This is a genomic window from Clostridioides mangenotii TR (assembly GCF_000498755.1).
Classification (GTDB): domain Bacteria; phylum Bacillota; class Clostridia; order Peptostreptococcales; family Peptostreptococcaceae; genus Metaclostridioides; species Metaclostridioides mangenotii_A.
This window is the reverse complement of record NZ_AXUS01000005.1, coordinates 41,727-56,746: the sequence shown is the minus strand read 5'-3', so window position 1 is coordinate 56,746 and position 15,020 is coordinate 41,727. Positions and strand designations below refer to the sequence as shown.

General features: G+C 32.8%; 17 protein-coding genes. 3 read left to right on the top strand and 14 right to left on the bottom strand.

What is annotated here, in order from left to right; all coding sequences use genetic code 11:
• Positions 1 to 156: 156 nt before the first annotated feature.
• The 11 genes from fabF to T473_RS0103850 form a co-directional block, all read right to left on the bottom strand.
• Positions 157 to 1,395 carry a beta-ketoacyl-ACP synthase II gene (gene fabF, locus T473_RS0103900; RefSeq protein WP_024620723.1) on the bottom strand — a complete coding sequence of 413 codons (1,239 nt, stop codon included), beginning with the start codon at positions 1,393 to 1,395 and terminating at the stop codon, positions 157 to 159.
• Positions 1,396 to 1,425: 30 nt separating this feature from the next.
• A complete protein-coding gene (gene acpP / locus T473_RS0103895; protein WP_024620722.1) occupies positions 1,426 to 1,650 on the bottom strand; it encodes an acyl carrier protein in 225 nt (74 codons plus the stop codon).
• Positions 1,651 to 1,736: 86 nt separating this feature from the next.
• The gene (fabG, locus tag T473_RS0103890; RefSeq protein ID WP_024620721.1) at positions 1,737 to 2,486 is read right to left on the bottom strand and encodes a 3-oxoacyl-[acyl-carrier-protein] reductase; all 750 of its coding nucleotides are present in this window, start codon (positions 2,484 to 2,486) and stop codon (positions 1,737 to 1,739) included.
• Positions 2,486 to 3,436 (bottom strand): ACP S-malonyltransferase, encoded by a 951-nt coding sequence (fabD, locus tag T473_RS0103885; protein WP_024620720.1) that lies wholly within the window; start codon positions 3,434 to 3,436, stop codon positions 2,486 to 2,488. The genes fabG and fabD overlap by 1 nt, the downstream gene beginning before the upstream one ends.
• 10 nt (positions 3,437 to 3,446) lie before the next feature.
• Positions 3,447 to 4,376 carry an enoyl-[acyl-carrier-protein] reductase FabK gene (fabK, locus tag T473_RS0103880; protein WP_024620719.1) on the bottom strand — a complete coding sequence of 310 codons (930 nt, stop codon included), beginning with the start codon at positions 4,374 to 4,376 and terminating at the stop codon, positions 3,447 to 3,449.
• Between the two features lie 12 nt (positions 4,377 to 4,388).
• On the bottom strand, positions 4,389 to 5,375 hold the full coding sequence (locus tag T473_RS0103875) for a beta-ketoacyl-ACP synthase III (RefSeq protein ID WP_024620718.1): 987 nt from the start codon (positions 5,373 to 5,375) through the stop codon (positions 4,389 to 4,391).
• Between the two features lie 25 nt (positions 5,376 to 5,400).
• Entirely contained in the window at positions 5,401 to 6,462 is a 1,062-nt protein-coding gene (gene plsX / locus T473_RS0103870) for a phosphate acyltransferase PlsX (protein WP_024620717.1), read from the bottom strand.
• A gap of 75 nt (positions 6,463 to 6,537) precedes the next feature.
• The gene (gene fapR / locus T473_RS0103865; RefSeq protein ID WP_024620716.1) at positions 6,538 to 7,095 is read right to left on the bottom strand and encodes a transcription factor FapR; all 558 of its coding nucleotides are present in this window, start codon (positions 7,093 to 7,095) and stop codon (positions 6,538 to 6,540) included.
• A 427-nt stretch (positions 7,096 to 7,522) separates the two neighbouring features.
• On the bottom strand, positions 7,523 to 7,699 hold the full coding sequence (rpmF, locus tag T473_RS0103860; RefSeq protein WP_024620715.1) for a 50S ribosomal protein L32: 177 nt from the start codon (positions 7,697 to 7,699) through the stop codon (positions 7,523 to 7,525).
• A gap of 13 nt (positions 7,700 to 7,712) precedes the next feature.
• The gene (locus T473_RS0103855) at positions 7,713 to 8,243 is read right to left on the bottom strand and encodes a YceD family protein (RefSeq protein WP_024620714.1); all 531 of its coding nucleotides are present in this window, start codon (positions 8,241 to 8,243) and stop codon (positions 7,713 to 7,715) included.
• Between the two features lie 165 nt (positions 8,244 to 8,408).
• Entirely contained in the window at positions 8,409 to 9,605 is a 1,197-nt protein-coding gene (locus T473_RS0103850; protein ID WP_024620713.1) for an acetate/propionate family kinase, read from the bottom strand.
• 379 nt (positions 9,606 to 9,984) lie between these two features.
• Between T473_RS0103850 and T473_RS0103845 the strand changes: the two genes are divergently transcribed.
• The 3 genes from T473_RS0103845 (at position 9,985) to T473_RS0103835 (ending at position 13,329) form a co-directional block, all read left to right on the top strand.
• Entirely contained in the window at positions 9,985 to 11,373 is a 1,389-nt protein-coding gene (locus T473_RS0103845) for a nucleotidyltransferase (protein WP_024620712.1), read from the top strand.
• A gap of 81 nt (positions 11,374 to 11,454) precedes the next feature.
• Positions 11,455 to 12,678, top strand: a complete 1,224-nt coding sequence (gene ylbJ, locus T473_RS0103840; protein ID WP_024620711.1) for a sporulation integral membrane protein YlbJ — start codon at positions 11,455 to 11,457, stop codon at positions 12,676 to 12,678.
• A gap of 84 nt (positions 12,679 to 12,762) precedes the next feature.
• Positions 12,763 to 13,329 (top strand): tyrosine-type recombinase/integrase, encoded by a 567-nt coding sequence (locus T473_RS0103835; protein WP_024620710.1) that lies wholly within the window; start codon positions 12,763 to 12,765, stop codon positions 13,327 to 13,329.
• Between the two features lie 57 nt (positions 13,330 to 13,386).
• On the opposite strand, the gene T473_RS0103830 is transcribed toward T473_RS0103835, so the two are convergent.
• From T473_RS0103830 to rsmD, 3 genes are read right to left on the bottom strand one after another with little or no spacing between them, the layout of a single operon-like run.
• Complete coding sequence (locus T473_RS0103830; RefSeq protein WP_024620709.1) at positions 13,387 to 13,911, bottom strand: hypothetical protein; 525 nt, start codon at positions 13,909 to 13,911, stop codon at positions 13,387 to 13,389.
• 2 nt (positions 13,912 to 13,913) lie between these two features.
• Positions 13,914 to 14,411 carry a pantetheine-phosphate adenylyltransferase gene (coaD, locus tag T473_RS0103825; protein WP_024620708.1) on the bottom strand — a complete coding sequence of 166 codons (498 nt, stop codon included), beginning with the start codon at positions 14,409 to 14,411 and terminating at the stop codon, positions 13,914 to 13,916.
• Positions 14,404 to 14,967, bottom strand: coding sequence for a 16S rRNA (guanine(966)-N(2))-methyltransferase RsmD (gene rsmD / locus T473_RS0103820; RefSeq protein ID WP_024620707.1), 564 nt, complete (start codon positions 14,965 to 14,967; stop codon positions 14,404 to 14,406). Before rsmD ends, coaD begins: the two co-directional genes overlap by 8 nt.
• Positions 14,968 to 15,020: the final 53 nt, after the last annotated feature.

Sequence of the window (15,020 nt, the reverse complement as noted above, 5' to 3'; positions counted from 1 at the left end):
CTCTAACTTTAAAGTATTTCAAGTATCATTTATTTATAAACTATTTTTTATAGCATAAAAAAACTGATTAAATCACTGTGTTTCGCGACACTTTTTGCTTACCATAATAGGCCGTGGAGCGAATCCAATAATTCAATCAGTTTTGTAAAAATTTCTCTAGTATTTTTTAAATGCTAATGTTGCATTGTGACCACCAAAACCTAATGAGTTTGATAGAGCGTATGTGACTTCTTTTTCTCTCCCTACATTAGCAACATAATCTAAATCAAGTTCTTCGTCTTGGTTATCTAGATTTATTGTAGGAGGCACATATCCTTCGTCTATACTAAGTGCACATATAACGGCTTCTATTGCCCCTGAGGCTCCTAGTAAGTGTCCAGTCATAGATTTAGTTGATGACACACATAAATCGTATGCTTTGTCCCCAAAGACAGACTTTATAGCCATTGTCTCGAACTTATCGTTATATGGAGTTGATGTACCATGCGCATTTATATAATCTACATCACCTATATCTATATTTCCATCTTTCATTGCCATCTTCATAGATCTAGCTGCCCCTTCACCATTTTCAGCAGGTGTAGTTATATGATAAGCATCTGCAGTAGATCCATATCCAACAACCTCAGCGTAAATCTTTGCTCCTCTATTCAATGCGTGATCTAATTCTTCAAGAATAAGTATCCCCGCTCCCTCTCCCATTACAAACCCATCTCTGTCTTTGTCAAATGGGCGAGATGCAGCCTTTGGATCGTCGTTTCTAACAGACATAGCCTTCATATTACAGAATCCAGAAAAAGCAAGACCTGTAACACATGCTTCTGAACCTCCAGATACCATTAAATCAGCATCGCCTCTTTGTATTATCTTAAAGGCATCTCCAATTGAATGAGTTCCTGATGAACAAGCCGTACACACATTTGTATTTGGTCCCTTTGCACCTAAGAATATCGAAACTTGGCCTGCTGCCATATTACCGATCATCATTGGAACAAAGAAGGGGCTTACTCTTTTATTCCCTTTTTCTAACATGATCTTGTGTTGTGTTTCTATTGTTTCCACTCCACCTATGCCAGATCCTATTATAACTCCAAATCTATATTGATCTATTTTTTCTAAGTCTAGTTTAGAATCTTCAACTGCCATCTTTGCAGAGGCAATTGCATATTGAGTGAATCTATCTACTCTCTTTACTTCTTTTTTGCTTATAAACTGCTCTGGATCAAAGTTCTTTACTTCTCCAGCTATTTGTGTTTGGTATGTGCTAGCATCAAATTTAGTTATTGTATCTATTCCAGATACTCCTGATTTGATGTTCTTCCAGAATTCATCTTTGTCATTTCCAACTGGTGTGACACATCCAAGCCCCGTTATAACTACTCTTCTATTGTTCATAGAATACCTCCACTATTTGTCAGCCTACTACTATTTTTGTGATTCGATATATTTAACTATATCACCGATTGACTTGAAGTTTTCAGCATCTTCATCTGGTATTTCTAATTCGAATTCGTCTTCAAGAGCCATTATTATTTCTACAGCGTCAAGTGAATCGGCCTCTAAATCTTTCATTAATGATGTTTCTGCTGTTATTACCTTATCTTCTACACCTAATTGGTCTATTATTATTTCTACAACTTTATCAAACATTATGTTTCCTCCTAATTTTCTATTTAATATATTTAATTAAAATAACTTTTTCAAGTTATCATGTTACCATTACACAATTTTATTGACTACTGCATTACCATCCCGCCGTCTACATTTATAACTTGGCCAGTTATATATTCAGACATATCACTTGCTAAGAATGCGACTAAGTTTGCAACATCTTCCGGCTTTCCGAAAGTTTTTTTAGGAATATTAGCAAGCATTGAATTTTTTATATTTTCAGATAGTACTTGAGTCATATCTGTATCGATAAATCCAGGTGCTACTGCATTAATATTTATATTTCTAGATGCAAGCTCTCTAGCAGACGCCTTAGTAAATCCTATTACCCCTGCTTTTGATGCGCAGTAGTTTGTCTGTCCTGGATTTCCCATAATTCCAACTATAGATGACATGTTTATTACTCTACCATACTTTTTCTTCATCATGTACTTAGTAGCAGCTTTTGTACAGTTGAAAACTCCTTTTAAGTTAATATCTATTACTTTATCGAAGTCCTCTTCCTTCATTCTCATAAGAAGTCCATCTCTGGTTATACCAGCATTGTTTACTAGTATATCTATTTTTCCGAATTCCTTTACTACTGAGTCCATCATTTCAGCTACTTGATCTGATTTAGATACGTCGCACTGTACAACCATGCACTTAACTCCCATACCTTCTATCTCAGATTTAGTAATATTCGCTTGTTCTTCGTTTAAAGTATAGTTGATCACTACATCGGCTCCTAAAGATGCCAGCTTTTTGGCGACTTCTTTACCTATACCACGTGATCCCCCTGTAACAACGGCTGTTCTATCTGTAAAATTTATCATTAGATTTCCCCATTTCTATATTTACTTACAAATTTATCAAAAGAATCTATCCCGTCAATATTGTGAATTTCTACTTTTGCATCTTTTTGTGAGGATATTTTCTTTATAAATGCATTAAGTGTTTTTCCTGGCCCAATTTCAATAAATGTATCGTAACCTTCATCTATAAGTTTAGATATTGAATCCTCCCAAAGCACTGATGAACTAACTTGTTTTACTAAAAGATCTTTGTATTTTCCACTGTAGTAGTCAGCATTGACATTTGATACTACTTTTATGCTAGAGTCTTTTATATTTACCTTATTCAGCTCCAAAGACAACTTCTCTCCCGCTTCTTTTAGCATAGACGAGTGAAATGGACCGCTTACACTTAGCTCGACAGCTCTCTTAGCTCCACTATCTTTACATTTTTCCATAGCTTCGCGAACTTTTTCTGTCTCACCTGAAATTACTATCTGACCCGGAGAATTGTAGTTTGCAACTTCTACAATTCCTCCCTCTATTTTATCTATTATCTTTTTTAAAGTCTCTCTATCCATACCTAATATTGCTGCCATAGTGCCTTCCCCAAGAGGTACAGTTTCTTGCATGTACTTTCCCCTCTTTTTAACAAGCTTTACAGCATCACTGAAATCTAGTACACCAGCTGTAACAAGTGCACTGTATTCACCTAAAGACAATCCCAGGCAAACATCAAATTCTAGATCTATTTCGCTTTTTAAAGCTTCATAAGCTGCTATACTGTGTATCAATATCGCAGGTTGAGTATTTTCTGTTTTTGAAAGCTCTTCATCTGGACCTTCAAACATCATATTTTTGATATCCATGTTGAGATTCTTACACGCTTTGTCCACTATTACTTTAGCTATAGTGTTGCCTTCATACAGATCCTTTGCCATTCCTGTATACTGTGCTCCTTGACCTGGAAATACTAGTGCTATTTTTGCCATAACATTCCTCCTACAAATTTATGTTAGGCATTACTTCTTTTGCCTTTTTAACTAAATCTTGAACTATTTCTTCACATGGCTTTATATCTTTAACCATTGCAGCTATTTGACCTGCCATAAATGATCCTTTGTCTTTATCGCCATATACAGTAGCCATTCTTAGTGCACCTACTCCCTTTGCTTCTAATTCTTCTGGTGTAGCACCTGCTGCTTCCATTTTAATAAAATCCTTTGATAATTTATTTTTAAGAGTTCTTACTGGATGTCCCGTTACTCTTCCAGTTACTAATGCATCTCTGTCTTTAGCTTTTATAACAAGTTGTTTGTAGTTTTCATGAGCTGTACACTCATCACTACATATAAATCTTGTTCCGATTTGAACACCTTGAGCACCTAAAGCAAATGATGCGGCTATTCCTCTACCGTCAGCTATTCCTCCAGCTGCAATAACTGGTATGCTAACGCTGTCTGTTATTTGAGGTATAAGTACCATCGTTGTAACTTCACCTATATGACCACCAGCTTCTGTTCCCTCAGCTATTACTGCTGTAGCTCCAAATCTTTCCATCCTCTGAGCTAGTGCTGTAGTCGGAACTACAGGTATTACTTTTACTCCTGCTTCATTTAATCTATCCATATGTTTTGCAGGGTTACCTGCTCCTGTTGTTATTACTTGAATCTTTTCTTCTATTACTAAGTCTATAATGTCATCTGCAAATGGAGAAAGTAGCATTACATTTACTCCAAAAGTTCTGTCAGTTAATTTTCTACAGTTATCAATCTCATTTTTTATAATTTCTTTAGGTGCATTTCCAGCGGCTATTATTCCTAACCCTCCTGCATTTGATACTGCAGCAGCAAGCGGCGCATTTGCAACCCAAGCCATTCCACCTTGTATTATAGGGTATTTAATATCCAATAATTCACATATTCTATTCATAAATAATCTCCCTTATAATGTCCATTCGATTACCGAAGATCCCCATGTAAGACCCCCACCAAATCCAACTACCACTATCTTATCACCTTTTTTTATTTTTCCTTCTCTATACGCTTCATCCAAGGCTACTGGTATAGAAGCAGCTGACATGTTTCCGTATTTATCTAAATTTACAAATACACTGTCCATGCTAAGTCCCAATCTCTTAGCTGATGCCTCTATTATCCTCGCATTTGCTTGATGAGGTACGAATAAATCTATATCTTTTGCTTCCAAATTCGCTTTTTCTATTGCAATTTGAGAAGTTTCAGCCATCTTTCTAACTGCAAATTTGAATACATCACTACCAGCCATGTGTATTGTATGCATATTGTTCTGTACAGTATCTTGACTTGCTCTATTTCTTGAACCACCTGCTGGTATTTTCAGATAGTCTTTTCCTTTACCATCTGCTCCTAAGTATGTAGAAAGTATACCGCCGTCTTCGACTCTACCAACTACAGCAGCACCTGATCCATCACCAAACAACACAGATGTAGCTCTGTCTTCATAGTTTAAAACTCTTGAACTAACTTCTGATCCAACAACAAGAATATTATTGTAAGTGTCGTTTTCCACAAACTGTTTTGCAATAGTAAGAGCGTATACAAAACCTGTGCAAGCGGCTGAAATGTCAAATGCAGCAGCATTAACTGCACCAATTCCTTCTTGAACTATACAAGCTGTCGACGGTAAGAGCATATCAGGAGTAAGAGTAGCTAAAATTATAAGGTCTATGTCTTCAGGAGCCAAATTGGCACATTCTAAAGCCTTTAATGAAGCTTTTATAGCTAAGTCAGATGTAGCTTCTTCTTCAGATGCAACTCTTCTCTCTTTTATCCCTGTTCTAGTTGTAATCCATTCATCAGATGTATCCATAATACCTTCAAAGTAAAAGTTATCAACACATTTTTCGGGTAAATAGCTTCCAACCCCTAATATTCCAGATTTTATCTTCATAACTATATTAAACCTCCAAAGAGCTTTACTCTTCATCTCTATTTTTGTTGCTGTCTTTTACATCGTGATCGTCTTTGTCGTTTTCACTTTCTTTTGAAAAATCTTTTATGAACTCTTCTATATCCTTTACTACTTCACCTTTAGTAAACTTTATTCCTTGGTTTATAGCGTTTTTTATAGCATTTGCATCTGAACTACCATGAGCTTTTATTACTCCTCCATTTAAACCTAAAAGAGGGGCTCCTCCGTACTCAGAATAATCCATAAAGCTCTTTAGTTTTTTTAGATCATCTTTTAGTAAAAATGCTCCTATCTTGCTCTTAGTACTAGATACAAAACTCTGTTTTATCAGTTCTAGCACTGAAAGAGCAACACCTTCTGCAGATTTAAGAAGCATGTTTCCTGTAAATCCATCACATACGATTATGTCTGTATAAGAATTCAGTATCTCTCTTGCTTCAACATTTCCGATAAAGTTTAGATTTAATTTTTTAATATCTTCATAAGATTTTTTAACTAACTCATTCCCTTTACCTTCTTCTAGCCCTACATTTGCAGTAGCGACTCTAGGGTTATCCACACCCAGTACCTTCTTAGAGTATATACTGCTCATAGCTGCAAACTCACAAAGGTTTTTCGGTTTACAATCTGCATTGGCACCACAGTCTGCAATTAAAGTCATTCCACCTTTTACATTCGGGATCGCCGAACAAAGACAAGGTCTATCTACTCCTTTAATTCTTCCAACTATAAACAGTCCTCCCGCAAGAAGTGCACCTGTATTACCAGCTGAAATTACCGCATCCGCTTTTCCCTCTTTTACAAGGTTCAGTGCTACTACCATAGAAGAATCTTTCTTCCTTCTTATAGCTTTAACAGGTTTATCTTCATTTTCTATAACTTCAGTAGTTCCTAATATCTCTAATTTTCTTTTATCAAATTCATATTTGGATAATTCTATTTCTAATATTTCTTTATCTCCTGTTATTACAATATCTATATTGTATTCCTTAATTGCCTCAACCGCTCCTTCAACATTTGAAGAAGGTGCATTATCTCCGCCCATTCCATCAATAACTATTTTCATATCTTTGCCTCCTATATTAACGAAATTTTATGCAAACAGTTAGACTAGTACATAACCATATTAAAATCGTATATACTAGTCTATCTCTTCAAATATAAAATCTCCTTTAAATACTTGATCGTGATTCCTACTATTTACAACGACTTTTACAAAATGCTTTCTGTCCTCTTTCTTGTGGACTTCCGCTTTTGCTATGAGTCTATCTTTATCCTCTATCATTATTATACAATTTACATTTGCAGACCTTAATATTACCTTTGGAGCGTCAACTATCGCCATTGCAAGCGAACTTGTCAGAGAAAAAACATATGTATCTCTAACTGTATTGGTCTTTGTATAAATCATATCATCCGTGATCTCTAGCATGGATATACCAAGTTGCCCAACAGATAACTCTATTATCTCTCCTATTATCTCTTGTTTTCCAAGAGTCTTGACTTTGGAGCCTTGAGTTTCTGCTATAGTTTTAAGTCTCTCCCTAAGTTCTGGGATGTTTAGACTCATCCTATCAAGCCTTATCGTTTGGATGCTGACATTAAATACACTAGATAGCTCTTCGTCAGTGTAGAAAGGATCCCCTTCTAAGATCTCAACCAGCTCTTTCTGTCTTTGGGCCTTACTCTTTTTCTTCATATAACCTCCAAATTCATAGCAGTAATTAGTACCAGCTACTAATAGTAGTATATAATATCAAATAAAGTTTTTCAATACTAAATTACTTATTTTATATTATTTAATTTGAATTTATATTATCAAAATTTATTTATTTTCTGCTAATTACTATAATACCTTAAATTAAAACTATATATTCAGTCTCTTTTTTTCTGATTCATGCTCAAAAAAGGTTGTTTCAAAAGCGATTTAATAATCGCTCTTAAAACAACCTTTTTATAATCATAAAAATACTAAATATTTTTACTTTAAGCCTTTTCCCATAAGATTGAATCCATCAAAACTGATTGACCAATCACTTGTAAAATCAGTCAAATTAGAAGCAATTAATTTTGCTTTATAAACACAAGCAGTCGGTCAATCAGTTTTGAGGCAACCTCTTTAAATACTATTTAGATACTACTTCTTTACCTTTATAATATCCACAATCTGGGCACACTCTGTGTGATAATTTTGGCTCATGACACTGTGGGCAACTTACGAAACTAGTTGCTTCCATTTTTGAGTTAGCTGCTCTTCTCATATCTCTTTTTGATTTAGATGTTTTACGCTTTGGTACTGCCATTTACGCCACCTCCTTAGTCATTTTTAAATAAGTCTTTTAATTTAGCAAAACGCGGGTCAATATTGCCCTCGTCATTTGTATCTCCATTGCAAGAACATTCTTTTATATTTAAATCAGCTCCGCATTTGTAACATAGGCCTTTACACTGTTCATCACAAAGAGCCTTGCTCGGTAAATTAAAATCCAAGGTCTGTTCTACTATAGTTAATAGATCCATTTCAGATCCATCGTAGAAAAACGCATCGAAATTTTCGAAATCGTCTTCTACATAGTTTTCCTCTTTTACAAGGAAACCTTGTATATTGTAATTTAAAGGCACTTTAACATCTTTTAGACATCTTGAACAATTTTCAACAATAGTGAAATCAACATCAACATCTATGTATAATCCAGATTTCGACTTTGTTATCGTACCTTGAAGATTTAAAGGCGATGCTAAATTAAAAACATCTCCACGATAACTAATAGTACCAATATTTTCACTAAAATTCAAGACTGTCTTTTCAGTTTCTTTTCTGTTAAGTTTTTCAACACTGATTATCATTAAAATTCACCTCAAAACTTTACCAAACTTATTATACAAATCCAGCATTTATTTGTCAAGTATTTTTACTTGATAGATGGTTTTCGAAAAATTCAATAAACGCTAAAACATTTGTCATAATTATTATGACAAATGTTCCAACTTTTTATTAATAAATTTCTATAATTATTTTACTAGTCTTAATGTATCTCTAGCTATCATTAATTCTTCATTAGTTGGAATTAATAAAATCTTAACTTTTGAATCAGCTGTTGATATTACAGTTTCTTTACCTCTAACGTCATTAGCTTCTTTATCTAATTTTAATCCTAAAAATTCCATATTAGATGCCATTTCCGCTCTTAAAGCTTTTCCGTTTTCACCAACACCAGCAGTGAATACTACTACATCTAATCCGTTCATTTCTGCTGCATATGAACCTATATATTTTTGTACTCTCTTAACGTAAGTCTCTAGAGCTACTTGAGATCTTTTATCTCCTTTTGCTGCTGCATCTTCTATATCTCTAAAGTCTGCAGATACTCCTGACATTCCATAAACTCCTGATTGTTTATTCATAAGGTTGTCTATTCCGTCAGCGTCTAAGTTTTCTTTTCTTATTAAGAATGGTATTATAGCTGGATCTATATCTCCACATCTAGTTCCCATTATTAATCCTTCAAGAGGAGTGAATCCCATTGATGTATCAACACATTTTCCTCCGTCTATAGCTGCTATAGACGCACCATTACCTAAATGACAAGTTACTATTTTAAGATCTTTTCTATCTTTTCCTAGCATTTCTGCTGCTTTCTGAGATACGTAATCATGAGAAGTTCCATGGAATCCATATCTTCTTACACCGTATTTAGTGTATAACTCATAAGGTAATCCGTATAAGTATGAAGATTCTGGCATAGTTTGATGGAATGCAGTATCGAATACTCCTACCATTGGTACACCTGGAAGTATAGCTTTACAAGCATCTATTCCCATTATATTTGCTGGGTTGTGAAGTGGCGCTAAGTCTATACACTCTTTAAGAGCTTCTTCTACTTCTGGAGTTATAACTACAGATGATGCAAATTTCTCACCAGCGTGAACAACTCTGTGTCCAACTGCATCTATTTCTTTCATGTCTTTAACTGCACCGAATTTTGCATCTACTACAGCGTCAAGTACAAGCTTTATCGCATCTTTATGATCTTTCATAGGTTGTTCTATAACAAGTTTATCGTCTTTACCTTGTTTTTCATGTTTAAGAATTGATCCATCTATCCCAATTCTTTCTACTAATCCTATACATAATACTTCTTCACCGTTTGTATCTATTAATTGATACTTTAGTGAAGAGCTTCCGCAGTTTAATACTAATACTTTCATTTTCATCCTCCTAAATTTTATAACAGTTATGTATACAACTCTATATTAGACAAATAATTAAGTTATATTCATTAATATAGCTATTTCACTATATTATTAACGATTTTAACATAAACAATATACCACTTTTTTATATAAAAGTATATACCTTTCACTCATTATTTTCAGAATCATGCAACTATATGGCTTTTTTTATACGAAAAATATAAAAACATTATAACAATAATTTTATGTGTGTATAGTTTTGCTATAATAAAAATGTAACCATACTTTATCTACAAATTATAATCAATAAGTATAGTTACATTATACAAATACTTTTGGTAAAATTTATATATAATGATAGATATTTAATGATAGATATTAGAAGGAGAATCTTATGAATATATTAGGACTTATAGTTGAATACAATCCATTTCACAATGGTCATCTGTTTCATTTAAATGAATCTAAGAAAAAAACTAATTCCACCCATACTATAGCAGTAATGAGCGGAAATTTTCTACAAAGAGGGGAACCCGCGATTTTAGACAAGCATACTCGAGCAGAAATGGCTGTCAGAGCTGGAGTAGATCTAGTCGTAGAGTTACCTACTCTTTATGCTTGTCAAAGCGCTGAGCTGTTCTCACAAGGCGCCATAACTACATTAGATTCATTGAACTGCGTAAATTCCATTTGTTTTGGTAGCGAAGTTGGAGATATAGGCGTTCTATATACAATCGCTGAAATTTTATCATCTGAACCTTTAGAGTTTAAAACTTTTCTAAAAAGTTATCTAGACCTTGGAATGCTTTTTCCAGTTGCTAGAAGTAAAGCCCTTATAGATTATATAGAAAAAATTAAACACGATGACAACAATACGGGCGAAGAAGCTGCTTATTTTTCTAAATACAGCACATTCTTAGATGATGTTGATGATATTGAAAAAGTTTTAAACAATCCAAATAACATACTCGGTATAGAATACATTAAAAGACTTATAAAATTAAACAGTTCTATTCAGCCTCAAACTATAAAAAGAATTCAGTCGGAATACAATTCAACAGATATAACGGGAAATATATCATCTGCAACTGCAATAAGAAATAAATTAAAAAACATTTGTATATTTGATTCTAACAACAGAAGTACTGTCGACTCTGGCAATAGCAGTGCTATCTATTACAATGACATTTTGGATTCATTAATCGATACAATGCCATATACTTCCTACAAAATACTAAAAGATAAATTAAAAGAAAATATTCCACTTATGTATGACGAAATGTTTTTTGACTCTTTAAAAACTTCCGTATTTAGAGATAAAGATAAACTCTCTGATTTTTTCGAGGTAAATGAAGGTATTGAAAATAAGATATATACAGAAGCTTTTTCAGCAAACAATACTTATGATCTCGTAAATTCAGTTAAAAGCAAAAGGTATACCATGACTAAAGTAAAAAGAATTCTAAATAACATCCTTCTTGGCATCACAAAAGATGAAATAAAAATAGCAAAGGAAATAGATAAGATGCCTTATATTAGAATTCTGGCCTTTAATAACAAAGGCCGAGAGATTATTAAAGAAATTAAAAATAACTCTAATATCAATATAATAAACAAATTCTCAAATATAGAGTTCTTCTTAAATGATCCAACGTTTAAAACTTTTATCGAAAGTGATATAAAAGCTTCAAATATATACAATGCAGTATATTTTAAAAAAATCGGGAATAAATTTAAGGGCCCTTACGACTACTATGTGCAACCATTTTATCTAAATGATTAATTTACTTATTCATAAAAATAACGCCTTACTAATATACATTCTGTATAGAAATAAAATATTATAATTAGGTGATCTATGTATATGAATAATAAAAAAATCTTTATATTCTTGGCTCCAGCTTTAGTTGTTTTAATACTCATAATTGGAATAGTGATATTTCCAGTTGAAGCTATAACTGCTGCCAAAGAAGGAATTGATATTTGGATCGATATATTAGTTCCTTCCCTCCTTCCTTTTATAGTAGGGGCAAGCTTGATTGTAGATTTAAAAGTTATAGATATTATAGGTTTTATTATAAATCCTATAACAAAGTTCGTATTTAATGTATCTGGAAAAGGCGCTTTAGTCTTTGCAATTTCAACTATATCTGGGTACCCTGTCGGAGCCAAACTTGCTTCTGAACTTAGAATTAAAGAACAAATATCACAAACCGAGGCCCAAAGGCTGGTATCCTTTTGCTCTACTTCTGGGCCTTTATTTATCATCGGATCTGTAGGAACAGGAATGTTCAAAGATTCTGCTCTAGGTTATTTAATGATTATTTGCCACTACCTAGGCACAATTACGGTAGGGCTTCTATTTAGAAACTACGGGTGGGAATCTCTTCCTAAAAATAAAAAATCTTTAAAAGCAAATATCAAAAATGTTGTAGAAACTAAAAATTCAAATAGCAATTTTTTTGTTATGTTTGGAAATGCAGTTTATAACGGGGTAAATACGCTACTCACAATAGGTGGATTTGTAATTATATTTTCTGTAGTATTTAGAGTTTTGACTCTATTTAATATAATACATATTATTTCATTTATAATACATATCCCTCTATCTTTGTTCGGCATTACCGAAGAACTCTGCAACGCATTTATAAGTGGAATCTTTGAAATAACGATCGGGTGTAACAAGATCTCACAGATTATGGGTAGCTCTGAGCAAATTAAGGCTACACTTGCCAGTTTTTTAATTGGATTTAGTGGACTTTCAATACTATCACAGTGCTGTACTTTCCTCGCTAAAACAGATATCAATATAAGACTCTACATATCGAGTAAACTATTGCACGGCTTATTTGCCGCAGTATTTTTATTTTTACTTTACCCTATTTTTAAAACTTCAGTTGTTACATCGACTTTTAATCTGTCTAACAATATAATATTCGACAATGTCTTATGGATATCCTACATGAACTACTACAGAATCATTATTTACATAACAATTTCGACTTATGTAGTATCTGCTACATTAAAGATGAACAAGTTTAGATATTTTTCTAAATATTTACACAAAAAGTTTAATAAAATTAACTAATCAGATGTGAAATATAGTATAATTAATCTTATCAGAGAATCATTATATAAACATAGATTATCAAACTGATTGGAGTGATTAATTATGTTAACAAGGGCTGTCGAAATTGATGAATACAGGAAAATAATGAAACTATTACACAAGGGATTTAAATATCTTGAAAATGGCCAAGAAAAGATTTTTAGAAAAAACGAAAGAATTGCATTGGCTCTGATGCTCGAAACAAACTTGGGTCTTAAGATAACAGATATCCTTAAACTTAAGGTCTCAAATTTTAAAGGCAATACTTTAGAAACAGAGAATAAAAAAACTGGCCAACTTCAAAGTCGTCCTATAAACAGAAATATCGTTGAAGTAGTTCAAGAATATGTAGAAAACAGAACTTTACTAGAAGATGATTACTTAATTGACATAAAGGTTAAAACAATACAAAAACAGCTAAGAATTATTTGCAAATATCTGGGACTACAAAATATCAGTACAAATAGTTTTAGAAAATTGTTTGCTACTACTCAATTCAAAAACAATAATTACAACCTTGAAATAGTAAAAGAGTTATTGAATCACAGCTCTATAGAAACTACTCAAAAATATATCGGCGCTTCAAAACAACCGGTGAACGAAGCAAGTGAAAATTTTTTTATCGAATAGCCTATGTTTGATAGCTAAAAAGACTTAGAAGTTAACAATCTTCTAAGTCTTTTAAATTTACTTTTTTGGTCTTAATTCTTTTCTATTTTCCTCTATTTCTTCTAATATATTCTTTAAATTGTACTCTACACTAGATAGTACATCTTCTGCGTACTCAATAGCTCCAACCCTAATTTCATTTGCAATATTTTCTGATTTTTCCACAAGGTCTCTAGCTTGTACTTCCGCTTTTCTCATAGGCTCACTAGACTCTACATAAGCTTTAACAGCTTCTTCAGAATTCTTCTTCATGCTCTCAACTTCATCTGAATAATCTCTTCTAATTCTTTCAGCTTCCTTATTAGCTTGTTCAACTATGTTTGACGCCTCTTGTTTAGCTTCACTTATAAGTTTATGTCTCTCTTTATTGATCCACACAGCTTGATTGATTTCTTCTGGAATTAAGGTCTTTATATCGTTTACCACAGCTAAAATTTCTTCTCGATCTATAGTACATTTTTGAGAAAAAGGAAGAGTTGATGCATTTTTAACTATCCCCTCTAATTCTGCAAATAAATCTAATAATTCTAAATCTATCTTCATAACTAATCCCCCTTTTGGTTCTTTTTCTTTAATTCTTTTAAAACAATCTCTGGAACCAAGTTTTTGATGTCTGCATCAAATATCAATACCTCTTTTATAAGGGAAGAGCTTATAAAAGAATAATTGGTACTACTTGGCAACATTATAGTTTCTATATTAGGACTTAGCTCTTTGTTCATTCGAGCCATTTGAAGTTCATATTCTACATCAGTTCCAGTCCTAATCCCTCTAACTAAGGTATCTACTCCATTTTCTTCACAGTACTTTACAAGAAGTCCATTAAAAGAAACTACCTTTACATTATCTAAATGGCAAATACACGAATCGATTAAATTCACTCTCTCATCAAATGTAAATAGTCCTTGTTTATTTGGATTATTTAGAACACCTATCTGAAGTTCATCAAATATATGAGACGCTCTATTAATTATATCTAGATGTCCATTTGTTATTGGATCAAAACTACCAGCAAACATCGCTTTCCTTACTTGCTTATTCATTTTTATCCTCCAGTTTATAAAAAGTTAGTGTTGTATTTCCGTATTTTTTATTTCTATGTTTTTTTAATCTTCCCAAAGTATCGGGAAATTTATCAACGCTGTCGTGCTCTACTACTATTATTGAATCTTCATATATTAAATCAAAGTTATCAATTTTTTTTATCGCCTCTATAAACATATTCTCGTAATATGGAGGATCTAAAAATACGATATCAAACTTTCTATTTTTTAGTTTTAGTGAGTTTAGAGCATTATTAAACTCATAATTTATAACTTGGCTTTCATTTACAAAGTTTGCTTTTTTTATGTTTGAATTTAAGACCTTAATACTCTCCTTGCTAGAATCGACAAATACGCATTCTTTTGCCCCTCTTGAAAGACATTCAAGTCCAAGTGAACCTGTGCCTGCAAATAGGTCTAAAATCTCGCTATCGAGTACATACGGATTGATAATATTAAATAAAGATTCTTTAATTCTATCCGTTGTAGGGCGTATATCTTTATTCTTCGGAGCATTGAGTTTTAGTCCTCTTGCTCTACCAGATATTATCCTCATCTTTTGTTCTCCTTCTTATTACAAAATTCAGCTCAAAATATATTTTAACATAA

Coding starts and splice junctions, on each gene's coding strand:
- rpmF (WP_024620715.1), bottom strand. CDS start 7,699: ATGGCAGTACCAAAGCGTAAAACATCTAAATCAAAAAGAGATATGAGA.
- ylbJ (WP_024620711.1), top strand. CDS start 11,455: ATGAATAATAAAAAAATCTTTATATTCTTGGCTCCAGCTTTAGTTGTT.
- fabK (WP_024620719.1), bottom strand. CDS start 4,376: ATGAATAGAATATGTGAATTATTGGATATTAAATACCCTATAATACAA.
- T473_RS0103835 (WP_024620710.1), top strand. CDS start 12,763: ATGTTAACAAGGGCTGTCGAAATTGATGAATACAGGAAAATAATGAAA.
- T473_RS0103855 (WP_024620714.1), bottom strand. CDS start 8,243: ATGATAATCAGTGTTGAAAAACTTAACAGAAAAGAAACTGAAAAGACA.
- coaD (WP_024620708.1), bottom strand. CDS start 14,411: ATGAATAAGCAAGTAAGGAAAGCGATGTTTGCTGGTAGTTTTGATCCA.
- plsX (WP_024620717.1), bottom strand. CDS start 6,462: ATGAAAATAGTTATTGATGGAATGGGCGGAGATAATGCACCTTCTTCA.
- fapR (WP_024620716.1), bottom strand. CDS start 7,095: ATGAAGAAAAAGAGTAAGGCCCAAAGACAGAAAGAGCTGGTTGAGATC.
- fabF (WP_024620723.1), bottom strand. CDS start 1,395: ATGAACAATAGAAGAGTAGTTATAACGGGGCTTGGATGTGTCACACCA.
- T473_RS0103830 (WP_024620709.1), bottom strand. CDS start 13,911: ATGAAGATAGATTTAGAATTATTAGATTTATTTGCAGAATTAGAGGGG.
- rsmD (WP_024620707.1), bottom strand. CDS start 14,967: ATGAGGATAATATCTGGTAGAGCAAGAGGACTAAAACTCAATGCTCCG.
- T473_RS0103845 (WP_024620712.1), top strand. CDS start 9,985: ATGAATATATTAGGACTTATAGTTGAATACAATCCATTTCACAATGGT.
- acpP (WP_024620722.1), bottom strand. CDS start 1,650: ATGTTTGATAAAGTTGTAGAAATAATAATAGACCAATTAGGTGTAGAA.
- T473_RS0103850 (WP_024620713.1), bottom strand. CDS start 9,605: ATGAAAGTATTAGTATTAAACTGCGGAAGCTCTTCACTAAAGTATCAA.
- fabD (WP_024620720.1), bottom strand. CDS start 3,436: ATGGCAAAAATAGCACTAGTATTTCCAGGTCAAGGAGCACAGTATACA.
- T473_RS0103875 (WP_024620718.1), bottom strand. CDS start 5,375: ATGAAGATAAAATCTGGAATATTAGGGGTTGGAAGCTATTTACCCGAA.
- fabG (WP_024620721.1), bottom strand. CDS start 2,486: ATGATAAATTTTACAGATAGAACAGCCGTTGTTACAGGGGGATCACGT.